Annotated in this window: 17 protein-coding genes; 10 read left to right on the forward strand and 7 right to left on the reverse strand. The window is 66.6% G+C overall.

Going from position 1 to position 20984, the window contains the following annotated elements:
• The first annotated feature begins 15 nt into the window (after positions 1–15).
• The 5 genes from WBB07_RS06840 to WBB07_RS06860 all read left to right on the forward strand — a co-directional run bounded on the left by WBB07_RS06840 (position 16) and on the right by WBB07_RS06860 (position 6837).
• Positions 16–906 (forward strand): SDR family NAD(P)-dependent oxidoreductase, encoded by an 891-nt coding sequence (locus WBB07_RS06840; protein WP_526306014.1) that lies wholly within the window; start codon positions 16–18, stop codon positions 904–906.
• 201 nt (positions 907–1107) lie between these two features.
• Entirely contained in the window at positions 1108–2274 is a 1167-nt protein-coding gene (rhaI, locus tag WBB07_RS06845; RefSeq protein WP_526306016.1) for an L-rhamnose isomerase, read from the forward strand.
• 6 nt (positions 2275–2280) lie between these two features.
• Positions 2281–4317, forward strand: coding sequence for a bifunctional aldolase/short-chain dehydrogenase (locus tag WBB07_RS06850; protein ID WP_526306018.1), 2037 nt, complete (start codon positions 2281–2283; stop codon positions 4315–4317).
• On the forward strand, positions 4314–5753 hold the full coding sequence (locus WBB07_RS06855; protein ID WP_526306020.1) for a rhamnulokinase: 1440 nt from the start codon (positions 4314–4316) through the stop codon (positions 5751–5753). Before WBB07_RS06850 ends, WBB07_RS06855 begins: the two co-directional genes overlap by 4 nt.
• A 43-nt stretch (positions 5754–5796) precedes the next feature.
• On the forward strand, positions 5797–6837 hold the full coding sequence (locus WBB07_RS06860; protein WP_526306143.1) for a LacI family DNA-binding transcriptional regulator: 1041 nt from the start codon (positions 5797–5799) through the stop codon (positions 6835–6837).
• A 40-nt stretch (positions 6838–6877) separates the two neighbouring features.
• On the opposite strand, the gene WBB07_RS06865 is transcribed toward WBB07_RS06860, so the two are convergent.
• From WBB07_RS06865 to WBB07_RS06875, 3 genes are all read right to left on the reverse strand, one after another.
• Complete coding sequence (locus WBB07_RS06865; protein WP_526306022.1) at positions 6878–7480, reverse strand: ANTAR domain-containing protein; 603 nt, start codon at positions 7478–7480, stop codon at positions 6878–6880.
• 106 nt (positions 7481–7586) lie between these two features.
• Positions 7587–8255: a phosphate signaling complex protein PhoU gene (gene phoU, locus WBB07_RS06870; protein ID WP_526306024.1), complete on the reverse strand. Its 669-nt coding sequence runs from the start codon at positions 8253–8255 to the stop codon at positions 7587–7589.
• A 158-nt stretch (positions 8256–8413) separates the two neighbouring features.
• On the reverse strand, positions 8414–8848 hold the full coding sequence (locus WBB07_RS06875) for a type II toxin-antitoxin system Rv0910 family toxin (protein ID WP_526306026.1): 435 nt from the start codon (positions 8846–8848) through the stop codon (positions 8414–8416).
• A gap of 139 nt (positions 8849–8987) precedes the next feature.
• On the opposite strand from WBB07_RS06875, the gene WBB07_RS06880 reads away from it, so the two are divergent.
• On the forward strand, positions 8988–9656 hold the full coding sequence (locus WBB07_RS06880; RefSeq protein ID WP_526306028.1) for a fatty-acid--CoA ligase: 669 nt from the start codon (positions 8988–8990) through the stop codon (positions 9654–9656).
• A gap of 75 nt (positions 9657–9731) precedes the next feature.
• Here WBB07_RS06880 and WBB07_RS06885 read toward each other — a convergent pair whose 3' ends face one another.
• On the reverse strand, positions 9732–11114 hold the full coding sequence (locus WBB07_RS06885) for an aminotransferase family protein (protein WP_526306030.1): 1383 nt from the start codon (positions 11112–11114) through the stop codon (positions 9732–9734).
• 29 nt (positions 11115–11143) lie between these two features.
• A complete protein-coding gene (locus WBB07_RS06890) occupies positions 11144–12661 on the reverse strand; it encodes a CoA-acylating methylmalonate-semialdehyde dehydrogenase (RefSeq protein WP_526306032.1) in 1518 nt (505 codons plus the stop codon).
• 112 nt (positions 12662–12773) lie between these two features.
• On the opposite strand from WBB07_RS06890, the gene WBB07_RS06895 reads away from it, so the two are divergent.
• The 3 genes from WBB07_RS06895 to WBB07_RS06905 all read left to right on the forward strand — a co-directional run bounded on the left by WBB07_RS06895 (position 12774) and on the right by WBB07_RS06905 (position 17184).
• A complete protein-coding gene (locus WBB07_RS06895; RefSeq protein WP_526306034.1) occupies positions 12774–14393 on the forward strand; it encodes a PucR family transcriptional regulator in 1620 nt (539 codons plus the stop codon).
• Positions 14394–14509: 116 nt separating this feature from the next.
• A complete protein-coding gene (locus WBB07_RS06900; protein ID WP_526306145.1) occupies positions 14510–15175 on the forward strand; it encodes a P-loop NTPase family protein in 666 nt (221 codons plus the stop codon).
• Between the two features lie 2 nt (positions 15176–15177).
• On the forward strand, positions 15178–17184 hold the full coding sequence (locus WBB07_RS06905) for a YhgE/Pip family protein (protein WP_526306036.1): 2007 nt from the start codon (positions 15178–15180) through the stop codon (positions 17182–17184).
• 51 nt (positions 17185–17235) lie between these two features.
• On the opposite strand, the gene WBB07_RS06910 is transcribed toward WBB07_RS06905, so the two are convergent.
• Positions 17236–18417, reverse strand: a complete 1182-nt coding sequence (locus WBB07_RS06910) for an acyl-CoA dehydrogenase family protein (protein ID WP_526306038.1) — start codon at positions 18415–18417, stop codon at positions 17236–17238.
• A gap of 66 nt (positions 18418–18483) precedes the next feature.
• On the opposite strand from WBB07_RS06910, the gene WBB07_RS06915 reads away from it, so the two are divergent.
• Positions 18484–19692, forward strand: coding sequence for an NAD(P)/FAD-dependent oxidoreductase (locus WBB07_RS06915; protein WP_526306040.1), 1209 nt, complete (start codon positions 18484–18486; stop codon positions 19690–19692).
• Positions 19693–19707: 15 nt separating this feature from the next.
• Here the strand turns inward: WBB07_RS06915 and WBB07_RS06920 are convergent, their stop codons facing one another.
• A complete protein-coding gene (locus tag WBB07_RS06920; protein WP_526306042.1) occupies positions 19708–20979 on the reverse strand; it encodes a sugar ABC transporter permease in 1272 nt (423 codons plus the stop codon).
• Between the last annotated feature and the right edge of the window lie 5 nt (positions 20980–20984).

The raw sequence follows: 20984 nt of genomic DNA on the forward strand, positions 1-20984 counted from the left end.
CGCTAGCCTGGCAACGTGACAGATCGATGGTCGCCGAGCCGGCTCGGCAGTCTGACAGGTAAGCGCGTCATCGTAACGGGCGCGACCAACGGTGTAGGGCTGGCGACGGCGCGGACGCTGGCCGGTGCGGGAGCGCACACGATCCTGGCGGTCCGCAACACCGCGTTGGGGCGGCAGCGGGCGGCCGAGATCGGTGGGTCGACGGAGGTGCTGGAGGTCGATCTGGCCGACCTGTCGTCGGTGCGGGCCTTCCCGGACCGGCTCGACGGTGATGTCGACATCCTGATCAACAACGCCGGCGCGCTCACCCAGCACCGCGCCGAGACCGCCGACGGGTTCGAGAAGACATTGGCCACCAATCTGCTGGGCCCGTTTGCGCTGACCAATCTGCTGTCCGGCCGGATCCGTTCGCAGATCATCACCGTGGGCTCCGAAGCTCACAAACGGGCGACCCTGCGACCAGACGATATGCATCTGCGGTCCGGGAAGTGGTCGCCGATGGGGTCCTACGCGCATTCCAAATTGGCGGTGATGTTGTGGGGGCTGGAGCTGGACCGGCGGCTGCGCGCCGCGGGCTCGCCGGTGAGTAGCCGGCTCACCGATCCGGGTTGGGTGTCCTCGAACATCTCCAACGTTTCCGACACCCGACTGATGCAGTTCGTCCACCGTGGTGTGAAGGCTGCCGGGGATCGGCTGGCCAATGACATCGACCAGGGTGCGGCGCCGACGCTGTATTGCATCAGTGAACCCATTCCGCCGGGGAGTTACGTCGGTGTCGACGGGTTCATGGGGCTGCGCGGTGGCCCGGTGCTGATCGGTCGTTCCGCTGCCGCCTGTGACTACGACGATGCCGCCCGGGTGTGGGCGTTTGCGGAGAAAGCGACCCGAACCTCTCTTTCTCTCTAGTGGCAGGGGTGGCTCCTGCGGCACTGTTCGTGCCGTCGACAGTCCCTTGACGGGATCGAAACCGGCGTCCTAAAGTGGCAACACGCACTCTTTGAAACGTTTCAATTCGGGAAGCCTCCGACGGCGGAATCACCACCAGGCAGGGCTGGAGATGCGCGCGAGTCGATCAATCTGTGGCGCCCGGAAAGGCGGTGGTTCGAGTTGAGCCCGGACACGTTCAGCGGTGAGCTGTTCGACAACTTGGCGATCGAACTGCCGACCTGGGCCTTCGGCAACTCCGGGACCCGATTCAAGGTTTTCGGCGCCCCCGGCACGGCGCGGACCGTCGAAGAGAAGATCAACGACGCCGCCACCGTGCACCGTTTCACCGGACTGGCGCCGGTGGTCGCGCTGCACATCCCGTGGGACCAGGTGGACGACTACGGGGCGCTGGCGGAGTACGCGCGCAGCCAGGGGGTGGCCCTGGGCACCATCAACTCCAACACATTTCAGGATGAGGATTACAAGTTCGGCAGCCTGACCCACACCGACAAGACGGTGCGACAGAAGGCCATCGATCACCACCTGGCGTGCCTGGAGATCATGAATCGCACCGGATCGCGGGATCTCAAGATCTGGTTGGCCGACGGCACCAACTACCCGGGGCAGGGCGATATCCGCGCCCGCCAGGACCGGCTCGCCGAATCGCTGGCGGCAATCTACCGGCACGTCGGCGATGGCCAGCGAATGGTGTTGGAATACAAGTTCTTCGAACCGGCGATGTACATGACCGACGTCCCGGACTGGGGCACGTCCTACGTGCAGGTCAGCGCATTGGGGGAGCGCGCCAAGGTGTGCCTGGACACCGGCCATCACGCCCCGGGGACCAATATCGAGTTCATCGTCGCCCAACTGCTGCGGCTGGGTAAGCTCGGTTCCTTCGACTTCAACTCCCGGTTCTACGCCGATGACGACCTGATCGTCGGGGCCGCCGATCCGTTCCAGCTGTTCCGCATCCTGTTCGAGGTGATCCGCGGTGGTGGGCTCGATGCCGGTAGCGACCTGGCGCTGATGCTCGACCAGTGCCACAACGTCGAAGCCAAGATCGGCGGCCAGATCCGCTCGGTCCTCAACGTCCAGGAAATGACCGCGCGCGCCCTGCTGGTGGACACCGCGGCGCTGACCGCCGCTCAGGACGCCGGTGACGTGCTCGGCGCCAACGGCGTTTTCATGGACGCGTTCTACACCGATGTCCGGCCCGCCTTGGCGCAGTGGCGCACCGAACGTGGGCTACCCGCCGACCCGATGGCGGCGTTTGCCGAATCCGGATACCAGAATTCCATCGACACCGAGCGTGTCGGCGGAACCCAATCATCGTGGGGAGCCTGACCGCCAATGAGCAACCAGACCGTCACCGAGCTGATCAACCGGTCCAATCGGTTGGGGGCGGACCCGAAGAACACCAACTACGCCGGCGGCAACACCTCGGCAAAAGGCACCGAGACCGACCCGGTCACCGGTGAGCCGGTGGAATTGATGTGGGTCAAGGGATCCGGCGGCGACCTGGGCACCCTGACCGAGAAGGGCCTCGCCGTGCTGCGGCTGGACCGGATGCGGGCGCTGGCCAAGGTGTATCCCGGGGTCGACCGTGAAGACGAGATGGTGGCCGCGTTCGACTACTGCATGCACGGCAAGGGCGGCGCGGCGCCGTCGATCGACACCGCGATGCACGGCCTCGTGGACGCTGCGCATGTCGACCACCTGCATCCCGACTCCGGTATCGCGATCGCCGCAGCCGCCGATGGGGAAGAGCTGACCAAACAGATCTTCGGCGATCGGGTGGTGTGGGTTCCGTGGCGTCGCCCCGGATTCCAGCTCGGGCTCGACATCTCCGAGATCAAGGCGCGCAACCCACAGGCCATCGGCACCATCCTCGGTGGGCACGGCATCACCGCCTGGGGTGACACCTCCGCCGAGGCCGAGGCGCACTCGCTGGAGATCATCGAGAGTGCACAGCGCTACCTCGATGCCCATGGCCGGCCGCAACCGTTCGGTGCGCCGCTCGACGGATACGCGGCACTGCCCGATGAGCAGCGGCGCACCAAGGCCGCCGAATTGGCCCCGTTCATCCGTGGCCTGGCATCCACCGACAGGGCCCAGGTCGGACACTTCAATGACGATCCTCGGGTGCTGGAATTCCTTGCCGGAAGCGAACATCCGCGGCTGGCGGCGCTGGGTACCAGCTGTCCCGACCACTTCCTGCGCACCAAGGTCAAGCCGATGCTGCTCGATCTGCCGGCGGACGCGTCGATCGATGCCTGCCGGGAGCGGCTGTTGGCGCTGCATGAGGACTACCGCGCCGACTACCAGGCCTACTACGACCGGCACGCTGATGCGCAGAGCCCGGCCATCCGGGGTGCCGACCCGGCGATCGTACTGATCCCCGGTGTGGGCATGTTCAGCTACGGCAAGGACAAGCAGACCGCGCGGGTGGCCGGTGAGTTCTACCTCAACGCCATCAACGTGATGCGCGGGGCCGAGGCCGTCTCCACCTACGCCCCGATCGACGAATCCGAGAAGTTCCGCATCGAGTACTGGGCTCTGGAAGAGGCCAAACTCCAGCGGATGCCCGCACCCAAACCCCTGGCCACCCGCATCGCGCTGGTCACCGGTGCGGCCTCCGGGATCGGCCGGGCCATCGCCACCCGCCTGGCCGCCGAGGGGGCCTGTGTGGTGATCGCGGATCTCGATGCCGGCAAGGCAGCAGCCGCCGCAGCAGAGATCGGCAATTCGGACATCGCGATCGGGATCGCCGCAGATGTGACCGACGAGGATGCGGTGCAGGCCGCCGTCGATGCCTGCGTCCTGGCCTTCGGCGGGATCGACATCGTGGTCAACAACGCCGGCTTGTCGCTGTCGAAGTCGCTGCTGGAGACGACGGCGGCCGATTGGGATCTGCAGCACAACGTGATGGCCCGCGGTTCGTTCCTGGTGTCGCGCGCCGCAGCGCGCGCGTTGATCGATCAGAAGCTCGGCGGCGACATCATCTACATCTCGTCGAAGAACTCGGTGTTCGCCGGGCCCAACAACATTGCCTACTCGGCGACCAAAGCCGACCAGGCGCATCAGGTTCGGCTGCTGGCCGCGGAGCTGGGCGAGCACGGCATCAAGGTCAACGGGATAAACCCCGACGGGGTGGTCCGCGGCTCGGGTATCTTCGCCGGCGGCTGGGGTGCCAAACGTGCTGCGGTATATGGGGTTCCGGAAGAAGAACTCGGGCAGTTCTATGCGCAGCGCACCTTGCTCAAGCGTGAGGTGCTGCCCGAGCACATCGCAAACGCCGCGTTTGCACTCTGTACATCGGACTTCTCGCACACCACCGGATTGCACGTGCCGGTCGACGCGGGTGTGGCGGCCGCCTTCCTGCGATGACGGGATCGGTGGCGGCGGTGGACCTGGGGGCGACCAGCGGCCGGGTGATGCTCGCCGAAGTGGGTCCCGATCGGCTCGAGATGCGGTCGGTGGCGCGGTTCGCCAACGATCCGGTGTCGTTGTGGAACGGCCGACGTCAGGCCCTGCACTGGGACATCGCGGGCCTGTATCGCAATGTCTGTGACGGGCTCGCCCTTGCGGGTCAGGAAACCGGAGACCTCCAGGGAATCGGTGTCTGTTCGTGGGCCGTCGACTACGGCTTGCTGCGGGACGGTCGGCTGCTGTCGACGCCGCACCATTACCGCGATGAGCGCACCGCCGCCGGTGTCGAACTGGTGCACGCCGTGATCGGCCCCGATGAGCTGTACCGCCGAAACGGGCTGCAGTTCCTGCCGTTCAACACCGTCTATCAGTTGGCGGTGGAGAAAGCCGACGGGCTGCTGGACCTGGCGGACACCGTGCTGTTGATCCCGGATCTGATCAACTATTGGCTCACCGGCAGCCTGGCTGCCGAACGCACCAATGTGTCCACCACGGGACTGCTCACCGTACAAGGGGACTGGGACACCGAGGGGATGCGGCGACTGGGCATCCCGTCGTCACTCTTCCCGGAGCTGGTGGAGGCCGGCAGTGTGCGCGGCCCGGTGCTGTCCGATGTTTGCGCCCGGCTCGGAGTGCCGTTCGGCACCGAGGTGGTCTCGGCGGCTTCCCACGACACCGCTTCCGCCGTCGCCGCCATCCCGATGCGCTCCGAAAGATCGGCATACATATCCTGCGGCACTTGGGGTCTGGTGGGTGTGGAGATTGCTTCCCCGGTGGTCACCGATGCGGCGCGGCAGGCGAACTTCACCAACGAAGTCGGCGCCGACGGGCGAATCAGATTCCTGCACAACGTGATGGGATTGTGGCTGCTCAGCGAAACGGTGCGCCAGTTCGGTCGCAACGGGATGACCGCCGATCTCGGTGAGCTGTTGGCGCAGGCTGCGGACATGCCCGGCACCGCAATGGTTTTCGATACCGACGATCCGCGTTTCCTGCCGCCGGGCGACATGCCGGCACGCATCGCAGCGTGGTATCACGAGCATGATCTGCCTGCGCCCGCGAGCCCGGCTGAGGTGGTGCGCGCCATTGTGGACAGCCTGGCCGCTGCTTTCGCCACAGCGGTGCGGACCTCAGCGGAACTCGCCGGCGTTGCGGTGACCGAAGTGCACATCGTCGGTGGCGGCTCGCAGAACGAACTGCTGTGCCAGCTCACCGCGGACCGGCTCGGGATGCCCCTGTTGGCCGGCCCGGTGGAGGCGACTGCGCTGGGTAACGTCCTGCTCACCGCGCGAGCGCGGGGACTGCTCACCGGTGACCTCGACACCTTGCGGGCACTGGTGGCCGACCGGTTCCCGGTGCGCCGCTACGAACCTCGGGCAGTACCGGTTCGGTGAGCCCCGGGGTGCGGCGATCTGGTGCGATGATCTCGTGGTGAGCATGCGAGAGGTGGCGGCCGCTGCATCGGTGTCGGTCGGCACGGTGTCCAACGTGCTCAACGCGCCGGAGAAGGTCGCGCCCGCGACGGTGGCCCGGGTCCAGGCGGCGATCGAGAAACTCGGTTTTGTTCGCAATGATGCCGCCAGGCAGCTTCGTGCCGGGCGGTCCCGCAGTGTGGGGCTGGTGGTGCTGGATGTCGGCAACCCGTTCTTCACCGATATCGCACGGGCCGCGGAACGCCGCGCCGGCGAACTCGATCTCACGATTCTGCTCGGCACCTCCGACGACGACCCGCGCCGGGAACGCACCTACATCGACACCTTCGATGAGCAGCGGGTTTTCGGGTTGTTGGTGTCGCCGGTCGGCGACGACCTGAGCAGGTTGGCCGCACTGCAGCATCGCGGGACGCCGGTGGTGCTGGTGGACCGCGACGGCGGCGGCACCACCTTCGATTCGGTGGCCGTCGACGATATCGCCGGGGCGCGGCTGGCCGTGCGTCATCTCGGCGAGATCGGTTGCCGCAGAATCGCTTTTGTGGGGGGTCCGGCTGAGCTGCGGCAGGTGCGGGACCGGCGGACCGGTGCGGGGCTGGCGGTCGAGGCGATACCCGGTGGTCGGCTCGAGGTGATCGACACACCGGCGCTGACCGTTCTGGAGGGCCGGGCGGTGGGGGAGATGCTGCGCGGTCGGCCCGTCGGAGACCGCCCGGACGGGGTGTTCTGCGCCAACGATCTGCTGGCGATCGGCGTGCTGCAGGCGTTGACCCTGGTCGGCGGCCTGCGGGTGCCCCACGATATGGCGTTGATCGGCTACGACGACATCGATTTTGCGCGCTCGGCGGTGGTTCCGTTGAGCTCGATCCGTCAGCCCACCGCGCGAATCGGGTCGACGGCGATCGATCTGCTGATCCGGGCCGCCGCAACCCCGCTGGATCCGTCAGATCGCTGCCCCGAGCACGTGGTGTTCGATCCGGAGCTCATCGTCAGGGAGTCCACCGCCACGGCGACGACCAGGGCCGGTGGCTCAGATGTCGTCGGATAGTGGTGTGCTGAGCAAGATCTGGTCAAAACGCGCCCGGTTGTCATCGGTGAACACCAGTTCGTCGGCGGCGCGTTCGACGAGCTGCATGCACAAACGTCCGAATTTTGGTGTTGGACTGCTGGGAACGCCACTTCAGGACGTCGAACGCCCGGTCGGCCGGGATGCTGTACGCCAGCATCACCATCCCCTTGGCCTGTTCGATGATCGCGCGGTGAGCGGTGAACTCTGCCACCGCGATATCCACAGCCTGGTCGACCGCATCGGTGAAAGGCCGGGGATCGAGCACGTCCGACAAGTCGACATAGAAGCCGTCGAGTCCGACACTGTTCCGCTGCTCGTCGAGCCGGTTCTTGCTGATCACCACAACGCGGTGCACTTCACCGGCGCGATCCACGATGCGGTGCCGGCTGGACAGGGCCACCCGGGTCTCCAGCACTTCGCGGTACAGCTCCTGGACGCGGCTGCGGTCTTCGTGGTGTTTGTGGGACAGCACCAGATCGGGGTCGGCCGTCATCGGCTCGGGCGGGTACCCGTGCATCGCGGCGACTTCCGCCGACCACTCGAACAGTCCGGTGGCGAACACGTAGGTGAAGCTGCCGACCCGGGCCGATGGCAGTCGCTCGGCAGGCTCAGGCCGCGTCACCGCTACCACCACACCTGTCGATGGGGACGCCGAGTCCGACCCCATTCGCGCGTCGTTTCGGATCCTCCTTCGCCGATTCTCCACAGCACCGTCAAGAGTGCGACGCTCAGTCGATGGCTTCGGTGCCCTCGTCGGAGAGTTTGGAACCGGTGATCTGGAAGACGACCCGACGAGCGATCGCGACGGCGTGATCGGCAAATCGCTCGTAGAAGCGGCCCAGCAGCACCAGGTCGACTGCGGACGAAACACCGTGCCGCCAGTCGGCGCCCATCACGATGGTGAAGAGATGGCGGTGCAGACCGTTCATGGTCTCGTCGTCCCGCAGGATCTGGGTGGCCTGGGCCACGTCGCCGGACAGCACCACTTCCTGGGCGCTGCGTGCCATGGCCACTGCGACCAGACCCATCTCGGTGAAGTGCCCTTGCACCTCTTCCGGCAATACCTGGGCGGGATGGCGTCGCCGCACGATTCTGGCGACGTGTGCGGCCAGCCCGGTCATCCGGTCGGCGTCGGCAGCGGTCTGGAGGGCGCCCACAACCGCGCGCAGGTCGGCGGCGACGGGCGCTTGCAGGGCAAGCAGCTGAAACGCGTCGTGTTCGACCTGCTTGTTCAAAGTGGTTGAGTCACTGAGCTGGGTGAGTACCCCTTCGGCGGCTTCCAGATCTGCCTGGAGCAACGCCCGGGTGGCGTTTTCGATCGCGTCACCGGCCTGCGCGCACATGCGGGCCAGGTCGGCGGCGAGCTCATCGAGTCGGTGGTGGAATTCGGTGCGCACCTGTCATCTCACGTTCAGAGTCAGCAATCTGGGGGTCGTCTCACCGTCTGTGACGTCGGTGCGGCGGGATCACGAGCGTGTGCGCGAGGCTCGGCACGTCGGTTCGTGAGTTACACGATATCGGCTGATCGAACACCCTGTGTGCACCTGGCTGACTGTCAGACCGGCCGAAGCGACGCGAGATTCTCCACGGAACGACGTACATCGGAGGTCAGCATCTTCGCGACCAGCGATCCGACCGGTCCGTTGAGCAGGCCGCCGGACAGGTCTGCCACCAGGTGGAAGGTCGATCCGGGCCGGTTGTCGGTGATCGTCATGTCCAGTCTGATGTGCACCCCACCCCGGCCGGAACCATGCAGCTCCAGGCGTTTGAACAGCTCGAAACTCGTGACCTTCCAGTGGATCACGTTGCGAAATCCCTTGACCTTGATCACCGACGACACCTGGGTGCCGAGTGTCACCTCGGCGGGCAGTTCACTTTTCCAGCCGCCGAAAATGGTCATCCACTCGTCGAATCGGCCGAGATCGGAGGCCAGCGCCCAGGCCTCTTCGGGTGACTGGTCGGAGGCGACAGACACGTCAACAGTGGGCATGGGTGTTTTTCTACCCGCTGGCCGCCATCGTGAATCCGGCATCGTGAATCCGGCATCGCGAATCCGGTGCCCTGGATTCGGCGCCCTGAATCCGGCGAGGTCGACCATGCTCTGTGGGTCGTGAGAGGACGATATGGGTGTGACCGAGACCGAACTGACTTCGTGGACTGGGGACCATTCGCTGGTCATCGCCTCGGACTACCGGGTGCCCGACCCGTCGCAGGTCGGTCCGCTGTTGGCAGGGCGGCGGAGCGCTCTTGCCGTGTTGGGCGCCCATCACGTCCTGGTTTACCGCTCCACGCAGGATCAGGGCCGGGTGCTGGTGATGATCGGCCTGCACAGTCGGGAGCCCGTCGTCGATCTCATGCGCTCCCCGGTCTTCTTCGACTGGTTCGACGCCGCGGGTGTCGAGGACATCCCGGCGGTGTTTGCCGGCGAGATCGTCGAACGTATCGACATGACCGAACCTGCCGAACCGGCGACGCCGCCGGGAGCCGTGGTTGCGGCGATTGTCACCGTTGCCGATATCGCTGCGCTGGTCGGCCGATTGCGGCTGGCCCGGGACCGATTCGCCTCCGCCGGGATGAAGAAGGTCTGGGTGTTCCGTGCCGTCGACGAGGCCGAGGAGGTGTTGATCCTGCAGGAGATCGAAGACGAGGACAGCGCCCGCCGGTGGATCGAGCATCCCGATGCCGCGGCGGAATGGATCACCCACGCCGGTCTCGGGGTCTACCCGCCGCTGTTTGTCGGCGAGTTCGACTCCATGGTGAGAATCCACTCCGATGTGCGTGTCGACTCCGCGGACTGAAACCGGTTCCAGGTCTTCGGAAAACAATATCGGCCGCCCGAGCACGAGCTCGGACGGCCGATATCGGAAATGGAACTAAACGGTGTGCTCGTCGGCGGCGGTCAGGGCGGCGTCGAGGGCACGCAGCCCCTCGGCCACCTCGGCGTCGCTGATGTTGCACGACGGCACCGCGTGGATCCGGTTGAAGTTGGCAAACGGCAGCAGGCCATTGGCCTTGCACGCGCCGATCGCCGCGGTCATTGCGGGGCTGGAGCCGCCGTAGGGTGCCAGCGGTTCACGGGTCGCCTGATTGGCCACCAGTTCGATCGCCCAGAACACCCCGAGTCCGCGGACCTCGCCGACGGACCGATGCTTGGCGGCCAGCTCACGCAAGCCGGGGCCGAGCACCTGCTCGCCGATCCGCTTGGCGTTGGCCACCATCTTCTCGTCCTCCATCGTGTTGATGGTGGCGACGGCGGCGGCGCAGGCCAGCGGATGACCCGAGTAGGTCAACCCGCCCGGGTAGGCCCGGTCGGCGAACGTCGCGGCGATCTTCTCGCTGATCGCCACACCGCCCAGCGGCACGTACCCGGAGGTGACACCCTTGGCGAAGGTCATCAGATCCGGCGTCACATCGAAGTTTTCGATGGCAAACCATTCGCCGGTCCGGCCGAAACCGGCCATCACCTCGTCGGCGATGAACACGATGCCGTACTTGTCGCAGATCTCCCGGACACCGGCCATGTAGCCCGGCGGGGGCACCATGATGCCCGCGGTACCCGGCACCGACTCGAGGATGATCGCCGCGAACGACGTGGCCCCCTCGTGCTGGATGAGCCGCTCCAGGTACTCCAGCGCCCGCTCGGACTCCTGCTGCTCGTTCTCGGCGTAGAACGACGAGCGGTACAGGAACGGCCCGTTGAAGTGCACGACGCCGCTGCTGGCGTAGTCGTTCGGGTAGCGCCGCGGGTCGCCGGTCAGGTTGACCGCGGTGTCGGTGCCACCGTGGTAGGACCGGTACCGCGAGAGCACCTTGTAGCGGCCGGTGTGCAGCCGCGCCATCCGGACCGCGTGCTCGACGGCATCGGCGCCGCCGTTGGTGAAGAACACCCGGTTCAGGTCGCCGGGGGTGCGCTCGGCGATCAGCCGGGCGGCTTCCGAGCGGGCCGCGTTGACGTGCTGCGGAGCGATGGTGCACAGCTTGGCGGCCTGCTCGGCGATGGCTGCGACCACCTTCGGGTGCTGATGGCCGATGTTGGTGAACACCAGCTGCCCCGAGAAATCGAGCAGCTTGTTGCCTTCGCCGTCCCAGACGTACTGGCCGTCGGAGGCGATGATGGTCATCGGCTTGATCTGCGCCTGCGCCGACCACGAATGGAAGACGTGCTTGCGGTCGAGCTCGTAGGCGTGGGCGCCCTCGGCGATGGCGGTGTCGAGGTCCTGCCCGGAGGGCAGGAGTTCGGGCTTAACGGATGTCATGGCTGTAATCTTCCTCGATCTGTTCCGGCCTAGTCGTTCTGGGGGAAGCCGAGGTTGATGCCGCCGTGGCTCGGGTCGAGCCAGCGGGTGGTGACAACCTTGCCGCGGGTGAAGAAGTGCACGCCCTCGGTGCCGTGGGCGTGGGTGTCGCCGAACAGCGAGGCCTTCCAGCCGCCGAAGCTGTAGTACGCGGTGGGCACCGGAATCGGCACGTTGATGCCGATCATGCCGACCTCGACCTCGTTCTGGAACCGCCGCGCCGCGCCGCCGTCGTTGGTGAAGATGGCGGTGCCGTTGCCGTAGGGGTTGTTGTTGATGAGCTCGAGTGCCTCGTCGTAGGTGTTCACCCGGACCACGCTGAGGACGGGGCCGAAGATCTCGTCGGTGTAGACGCTCATCTCCGGTGTCACGTTGTCGATCAGGGTCGGGCCCAGCCAGAAGCCGTCGGCAGCGCCGTCGACCGCCGGGTTGCGTCCGTCGACCACGATGGTGGCTCCGGCGGCTTCGCCGGCATCGACGTAGGAGGCCACCTTGTCCCGGTGAGCCTTGGTGACCAGCGGACCCATGTCCGAATCCTTGGTGCCGTCACCGGTCTTGAGGGTGTGCGCACGCTCGGCGATCTTGGCGACCAGCTCGTCGGCGATGGGGCCGACGGCCACGGCCGCGGAGATGGCCATACAGCGTTCCCCGGCGGAGCCGAAGCCGGCGTTGATCATGGCGTCGGCGGCCAGATCCAGGTCGGCGTCGGGCAGGATCACCGCGTGGTTCTTGGCGCCGCCGAGGGCCTGGACGCGCTTCCCGTGTGCGGTGCCGGTGGCGTAGACGTACTCGGCGATCGGAGTCGAACCGACGAAGCTGATCGACTTGACCTTCTTGTTGGTGAGCAGCTCGTCGACGGCGACCTTGTCACCCTGCAGCACGTTGAACACGCCGGCGGGCAGGCCGGCTTCGGTCCAGAGTGCGGCGATCCACAGGGCTGCGGTCGGGTCTTTCTCCGACGGCTTGAGGACAACGGTGTTGCCGGTGGCGATGGCGACGGGGAAGAACCACATCGGCACCATGGCCGGGAAGTTGAACGGGGAGATGACGCCGACCACACCGAGTGGCTGGCGGATGGAGGCCACATCGACGTTGGTCGAGGCGTTCTCGGTCATCCCACCCTTGAGCAGATGCGGAATGCCACAGGCGAACTCGACGACTTCCTGGCCGCGGGTGACTTCGCCGAGTGCATCGGAGAGCACCTTGCCGTGTTCGCTGGTGATGATCGCGGCAAGTTCTTCCTTGCGCTCGTTGAGCAGCTCACGAAACTTGAAGAGCACCCCGACCCGCTTGGCCAGCGAGGTGTCCCGCCATGCCGGGAAGGCGGCTGCGGCGGCGTCGATGACGGCGCGGGCATCTTCGACGCTGGCCAGCGCGACCTCACCGGTCACCACGCCGGTGGCGGGATTGGTCACGGGTGCGGTGCGGTCGCTGCTGCCGGCAAAGCTCTTGCCGTCGACCCAATGGCCGATCGTGGTTACTTTGCTGCCGGGGAGTGTCGCTGTCACAGCTGTCCTTCCGTCTGGGGTGGGGGAGTTCACCACCAATCGTGCGGGTATCGGCAAGAGCTTTCGCTCGACAGCTTGTACATGAACCCCCGCTCTTCTTTACGCTGTGTAAATGCAGCTGACAATCAGGCAGATCCTCGAGCTGCCGGTACTCCAAGCCGGAGCTCCAGAGATCGTCGGCGGTGCGGCTCTACCCGCGGCCCTGGACCGACCGGTGCGCTGGGTGCACGTCGCCGACGTCGCCGACCTGTCCAATCTCCTGGAAGGCGGCGAACTGGTCCTGACCACCGGGCATGCGCTGGCAGACCCGGACACCCGTGACGACTATCTTCCGAAGCTGGCCGCGGCCGGGGCGGTGGCCGTCATCGTCGAACTCGGCGGGCATGTCCGAGAGATCCCGGCCAGCGTGCTGGAGCGGCGCGACGAGCTGCCGCTCCCGCTGATCGCCCTGCATCATGAGGTCCGCTTCGTCGAGATCACCGAGGAGGTGCATCGCCGGATCGTCGCCGAGCAGTATGCCGAGGTGGATTACGCCCGTCGTGTCCATGAAGCCTTCACCGCGCTGAGCATGCGCCGGGCCACCGTCGACGACATCGTCGCGGCCACCGCGGACATGCTCGATACCCCGGTGGTGCTGGAGGACCTGAACCGTCAGGTGCTGGCGTTTGCCGCCCGCGGTGTGCGCACCGCCGACCTCCTCGAGGACTGGGACCGCCGGTCGCGGCTGGCGGACACCGCAGGCGGCTGGCTGATCCGGTCGGTGGGTCCGTACCGGCAGGGGTGGGGCCGGCTGATCGCACCCCGCATCGTGACCTCCGATTCGCGGTCGGCCATGACGGTCGAACGTGCGGCGCAGGCGTTGGCGCTGCACCACATGGCCGAACAGGGCCGCACCTCCCTGGAGCTGCGTGCCCAGAGCGGGCTCGTCGACGATCTGCGCCACCACCGGGTCAACGACGAAGCCGAGGCCACCTCCCGGGCGCACGCCCTCGGACTGCGCCCGGCGCTGACCTACATCCCGGTGACGGTCCGACCCCAGGAGAACCGCGCCACCGACCAGGTGCTCATCCAGCAGCGCCGGGCCAGCACCCTGGACGCCGTTGTCCACGCGATCCGCGCCGACGGCCACACCGTGCTGACGTCCAGTCGTGAAGACGGCCAGATCGATCTGGTGCTGGCGCCCAAGCGCAGCAACCAGCCGGACCAGCAGATGGCCCACATCTGCCGAAACGTGTGGCGCGCAGTGACCAGGGTCGACGGCATCACCGAGTGCTTCATCGGCGTGGGGCCGGAATCCAGCCTCCTGATCGAGGCCGCCGACGGGCTGGCCGAATCGGTGTACGTGGCCGAAGTGGCCGCCGGCATGCCCGTCGACCCCGACCGTCACTTCTACCGCGCCGCGGACGTCCGGCTGCGTGGACTCATCGCCCTGCTCCGCAGGGACTCTCGGGTGCAAGCCTTCGCCGAGACCGAACTGCGGGGCGTCCTCGAGCACCGGGCGGCCCGCGGAGCGCCGGGTGCCGCCGCCTTCGAACTGTTGCGGGTGTATCTGGAATGCGGTGGCAACAAGTCCGACGTCGCCAAGCGGTTGCACTTGTCTCGGCCCACGCTCTACAGCCGGCTCGACCAGTTGCAGCGGCTTCTGGGTGTCGAATTGGACGATGCGGAGTCACGGACATCGCTGCATGTTGCGCTGCTGATTCTCGATCGGCCGGCCGGCCCGCCGGTGTGACACCAGCGGTGTAGCGGTGCTCGCGCCGCCGGGTGTGTTGGGATTGGTGGGTGCAAGACGAATCCGTTCGGGGGGAAGACCCGGCAGAACCTGTCGTGACCGCGCGCGGTATCCGCATGAGCGGCCCGTGGGGGCCGGTCTACGGACCTATCGACCTCGACATCGACGGCGGCGGTGTCACCGTGCTGCGGTGTCCGGCGGGCACCGGCAGGACAGCGTTGCTGATGACGCTGGCCGGGCGGATGGCGCCGGTGGCCGGCGAACTGACGGTCTTCGGCCGCCACAAGGCCCGGGACATCTTCGGGATCTCCGCGCTGGCCGGGATCGACCAGCTCGACACGGTGGCCGAGTCGGTCACCGTGCGCGACCTGCTCACCGAGCAACTGCGCTGGGATGCGGCCTGGTACCGGCTGGTCCGTCGCGCCGACGAGGCCGACCTGCGCCGCATCTGCGGCCCGGTGTTCGGTGACCTGCCGCTGCCGCCGCTGACCGAGTACGTCGAAGAGCTCACCGAACTCGACGGGCTGCTGTTACGCATCGCCCTGGCCAACACCACGCGGCCGCCGCTGCTGGTGGTCGGCAACCTCGACCAGGTCACCAGCGACCGCAGCCGCGCCATCCTGATGGACCGACTGGTAGCCCTGGGTCGCGAACAGACCGTTGTCACCGCGACCGTCAACCACGTCACGGGACATGAGATCCGTGCCGAGATCGAGGTGGCCAACACCTCCCGAGCCGAACTCGTGTCTCAAGGGCACGCATCAGAAGGGGAGGGCAACTAGTCATGTTGGCCGGGATGTCGCTGGGCACCGATCTGAAGAAGTACTCCCGCGGTCTGCTGCCTCGCATCGCGTTGATCACCATCATCTTGATGCCGCTGCTGTACGGCGCGATGTATCTGTGGGCGTTCTGGAACCCGTTTGCCGAAGTGAACAAGGTTCCCGTCGCGCTGGTCAACGAGGATCGAGGTGCCTCCGCGCAGGGCAAGCAGTTGCGTGCCGGTGACGAGGTGGCCGCCGCCTTGAAGGCCTCCGGACAGCTGGACCTGCATGAGATGTCGGCGCAGGAAGCCGCCGACGGCGTCGCCGGCGGTGACTACTACTTCTCGATCACCTTGCCGCAGGACTTCAGCCAGAACATCGCCTCGCCTTCGGGCGGGGATCCGCAGCAGGCCAAGATCCAGTTCACCTTCAACGACGCCAACAACTACCTGGGCTCGATCATCGGTCAGAACGCGGCGCGGGAGGTGCTCAACGAGGTCAACGCGAAGATCGGCGAGCAGACCGTCGGCACCGTCCTGACCGGACTGACCGACGCGGGTGCCGGGCTGATCCAGGCCGCCGACGGCGCCGGTCAGCTGGCTGCGGGGCTGGACACCGCCAATGACGGTGCCCAGCAGTTGGCAACCGGGGCCGACGCCCTGTCGGCCGGGTTGGCGACCGCGCGCACCGGTTCCGCCCAGTTGGCGGCAGGCACCCAGCAATTGGCGACCTCGGTGGACAAGGCCGTCGACCCGTTGCTGACGGTGCTCGACCGGGTGGGAGACCTGCAGCTCGATCCGGACAAGGTGGGCCGGGCCGCCCAGCACCTCAGCGGCGCGGTGCGTTCGACCACCGACCGCATCGCCGCGCTCAACGTCGACCAGGCGCAGGCGGCGGCCATCGTCAACCAGGCCGTCGGCATGTTGAGCAGCAACCCCGACCCGACGTTGCGTGACCTCGGCCGGTTCCTGGCCGGGGCGCAGGGATTGCTCAATGCCCAGGGAATCGACCCGACCACCGATGCCGGGCTGGTCCGGCTGCGTGACAGCGCCACCTCGCTGGAGAACGAGCTCGGCGACCCGAACAGCCAGCTGCGGACGTTCCTGACATCCGCATTGAACGGTGGTCTGCGCAGCGATGTCGCCAAGCTTCGCGACGGCGTGGATCAGCTCAACACCGGTGCCCACCAGCTGTCGCAGGGACTGGTGCAGCTCAGCAGCGGCAGTGAGCGGCTGGCCGGTGGCGCCCAGGAATTGGCCGACGGCACCAAGAAGCTACAGGCGGGTGGGCAGGAACTGGCCACCAAACTCAAAGAGGGCTCCACCCAGGTTCCGTCGTGGACACCGCAGCAGCGCACCGATGTCGCACGTACGCTGACCGCCCCGGTGGCACTCGACATGGTTTACCACAACGAGGCCGCGACCTTCGGTACCGGCTTTGCTCCGTTCTTCCTGCCGCTGGCCCTGTTCATCGGGGCGCTGATCATCTGGATGTTGTTGACGCCGTTGCAGTCCCGTCCGATTGTCAACGGTCTGGGTGCGCTGCGGGTGGTGCTCGCCTCCTACTGGCCCGCGCTGCTGATCGCGGTCTGTCAGGTGGTGGTGATGTATGTGGTGGTGCACTTCGGGGTCGGCCTGCACGCCAAGTATCCGTTGGCGACGGTGGCGTTCCTGATCTTGATCGCCGGAACGTTCCTGGCGATCATCCAGGCGTTCAACGCCCTGTTCGGGGTGGCCGTGGGCCGGGTGATCACCCTGGCGTTCCTGATGTTGCAGCTGGTGTCGGCCGGCGGTATCTATCCGGTGGAGACCACCGCCACCCCGTTCCAGTGGATCCACCCCTTCGATCCGATGACCTATGCCGTCAACGGATTGCGTCAGTTGACGGTGGGTGGGATCGACTCGCGGCTGTGGGTGGCGATCGCGGTGCTGGTCGGGTTGCTGGCCGCAGCTCTGGCTGGCAGCTCGTGGGCCGCCAGGCGCAACCGGCAATACACCATCGAACGGCTACACCCCCCGATCGAAGTCTGACGTTTTCTCCGCGAGCAGTCGCAAACTCGGGTGAAATCCGCCCCATTTGGCCTAGTTTGTGTCTGCTCGCGGAGTGGTCAGCAGGCCGTGGTTGAGCATCTGACGGGCGATGATCAGTCGCTGGATCTCGCTGGTGCCCTCCCAGATCCGTTCCACCCGGAGTTCGCGGAACATTCGCTCGGCCACGTTCTCCCGCATGTAACCCCGGCCGCCGAACACCTGCACCGCACGATCGGCCACCCGGCCCGCCATCTCCGAGCAGTACAGCTTGGCCATTGACGCGAGGCCGTGTAACGCCTTGCGGTCGGCGCCTGCGTCGATCGAGCGGGCCACGTCGTAGAGCATGCCGCGGGCGGCGAACAACTCAGTGGCACTGTCGGCGAGCATGGCCGCCACCAGCTGGTGTGCACCCAGGCGGGTGCCACCCACGGTGCGCTCGCCGGCAAACGCCGTCATCTCGTCAACCAGACGCTGGCCCGCGCCAACACAGCGGGCCGCCACCATCAGGCGCTCGAAGCGGAACCAATCCTGGGTGAACGTCATGCCCTCACCTTCGGCGCCGACGAGGTGTGCCGCCGGTACCCGCACATCGGTGAAGGAGACGATCGGGTGCTCGTCGGCGATGTGGTGGCTGTAATGCGGGGTGCGCACCACCTCGACACCCGGCCACGGCAGATCCACGACCAGCAGCACGTGTTCGCCGGCGAAGTCGCCGTTTTCCAGAACCGCCTGCACGAACAGGTATTCGGCGAGATTGAACGAGGTGACATGCCATTTGGTGCCGTTGACCACGTACTCGTCGCCCTCCTTGCGGGCGGTCGTCCGCAGGTCCGAGACATCCGATCCGGCGAACTCCTCGGTGATGGCATACGCTTCGTGCTTCTCACCGCGCACCGCGGGGGCCAGCCAACGCTGCCGCTGAAAGTCGGTGGCGACCTCGACCCACCACTGTGGTGGGGTGTGCATCACCCAGGCCAGCCCATTGGTCACGGTGCCGACCTGTTCCTGCACCAAAACTTGCTGCAGCGCAGTGCATCCCATTCCACCAGCGGAGGTGGGGATATTGGTGGCGTAGAGCCCGAGCTCGATGGCCCGCGCCTGGTGTTCGGCCGCGACCTGCTCCGGTAGTCGACCTCCGGCGAGTTCGGCCTCGACCTCGAAGGGGATCAATGATGCGGCGAACTCGTGAGCTCGGTCCCGGACCTGCTGATCCTCGGCGGTCAGACCATGCATGCGCCGCACCCCGATCGTCGTCACTGCTCTTGCCTGAGCGTTCAGTCTATGCGACGGTTTCTTGGTATGACCAGTGCTGACATGGTGGTGGTCGGCGGTGGCACCGTCGGGGCGTGGACGGCGGTGTTGTCGGCCGAGCGTGGGGTGAAGAACGTGACCTTGCTGGAGGCATCGACGCTGGGAGAGGGGGCCAGTAGTCGAGCCGCCGGCATGGTCCGCGCTCAGGGGGGCACCGAGACCGCAATCCGCCTCGGAATGCGTTCGCAGCAGTTCTATTCGGCCAGCGGAGATCGGTTCCCGCTTGATTGTGGGTTTGTTGCCCAGGGCTATCTGATGCCGTGCTTCAGCGGCGTCGAGGTGGATCAGGCGCAGGCTCGGATCGCATTGCAGCGCAGCCTCGGGCTGGACGTCGAATGGTTGTCGGCCGACGAACTCGACGCGCGTGCCACCGGCCTGGCCACGGGGTCGACGATGGGTGCCTCCTATGCGGCCGGGGATGGCTATATCGATGCGCCGCGCAATGTCCTGGCGTACACCGCGGCGTTGACCGCCCATGGCGTTGATGTCAGGGAGCGGTGCGCGTTCACGGGGCTGCGCACTTCCGGTGGCCGGGTGGTCGGTGTCGACACCGCCGACGGACCGATCGACACCGAGAACGTGGTGTTGACGGGTGGCCCCCAACTGGCCGATGTCGGACGTGCTGCCGGTGCCCGGGTGCCGGCCGGCGGTACCCGCCACCAGGTGGTCGTCACTGCCCCGCTGCCGGCGGGTAACGTCCGCGAGTTGCCCATGGTCTTCGACGTGGTATCCGGAATCTACTGGCGTCCAGGGGAATTCGGTGGACTGCTGTGGGGGATGAGCAACCCCGAGGAGGTGCCGGGGCCGGCGACGGAGTTCGACTGGACGTACTACCGCAAGGCCCGGGACCGAATGGAGGAGCTGTACCCCGCGATCCGTGGACTCGGCTTGCGCCGTACCTGGGCAGCCACCATCGACTACACCCCGGACCACCTGCCGATCCTGGGCCCGTTGCTCAGCGACGATGGCCCGATCGCCGGCACCGTGGTGGCCGGCGCCGCGGGGCACGGAATGATGTGGGGCCCGGCGGTGGCGGAGGCCGCCGCTGACCTGGCCACCGCGGGCCGATGTGAGTGGCTGGACCTCGCCGATCTCGGTCTGGATCGTTTCGACGCCGACGGCCGCAGCCGGCTCGAGCCCGAACCGATCTCTCTTCCGTTTCCGGAAACGGTTGCTCAAGAGCGACTTTCGACGTGACGCCGCTGAGGATTCTCAACCCATGCCGGTGGCCGAGCGACGCCGGCGGGAGATCGCGTCGACACTTGCCGCCAACAGGAGCACCCCGCCGGTGACCAGGAAGTTGATGTAGGAGGACTGGTTCAACAGTCCGAGACCATTGGCGATGGTCGCGACCACCACCCCGCCGATCACCGCGTCGATGGCGCGGCCCTTGCCGCCGAAGAGGCTGGTTCCGCCGATGACGGCGGCCCCGACGGCATACAGCAGGGTGTTGCCGGCACCCGAGGACGCCGATACCTTGCCTGCGTAGGACGCGGCGATGATGCCGCTCAGCGCTGCCAGTGACGAGCACATGATGAACACCGACACCCGGATCCGGGCCACCGAGATGCCGGCACGGCGTGCCGCCTCGGCATTGCCGCCGACCGCGTAGATGTGCCGGCCGTAGGAGGTGCGGTTGAGTACCAGCGTCAAGACGATGAGCAGCACCAGGATCAACGGTAGAACATAAGGGATGCCGCGGATTTCGACGCTCTGGTTGACGCTGCGGTTCATGTTGAGCACATAGGCCACGCCGAGGACCACGATTGCGACGACGGCGACGCGGGCCGCCACCACACCGACCGGTGAATGGGCCAGCCGCAGTGTTGTCTTGCGGCGATATTGATAGGCCTCCAGGCCGGCGAAGCCGAGTACCACCACCAGGGCCAGGGTCCAGCCGGCGGCTACCGACAGGTTACTGATCGTCAGACCCCGGATCACCGGGTTGTCGACGCGTGCCGAGCCGCCCTCACCGATCAGCTTGAGTGTGACCCCTTGCAGGCCAAGGAAAAAGGCCAGTGTCACGACGAATGAAGGAATGCCCAGTCTGGCGCGCAGCACCCCGATGGCGAGCCCGATCAGCGCACCACATGCGACGCCGGCGAGGATTGCCAGCCACCACGGCCAGGAGAGGTTCACGATGGCCAACGCCATCACACACGCCGAGACACCGCCTGCCACCCCGGCGGACAGGTCGATGTCCCCGAGCAGCAGCACAAACACCAGGCCCATGGCCAGCACGCAGATCGAGCCGGCCTGAGTGATGAGGTTGGCCAGGTTGAGTGCCGACAGGAAGCGGTCGTTGGCCAGGCCGAAGACCACAAACAGCACCACCAGACCCAGGACGGCGGGCAGTGATCCCATATCGCCGCCGCGCACCCGCTGTAGGTAGCTGCGTACCGCAGCACCGAAGGTCTGATCGGCGTGGATGTCACCGATGAAGTCGGAGTCTGCCAACGTGACATCGGCACGGACGCTGGTCATGTCGT

Origin of the sequence: Mycobacterium sp. (assembly GCF_049647605.1) — a bacterium.
Classification (GTDB): Bacteria; Actinomycetota; Actinomycetes; order Mycobacteriales; family Mycobacteriaceae; genus Mycobacterium.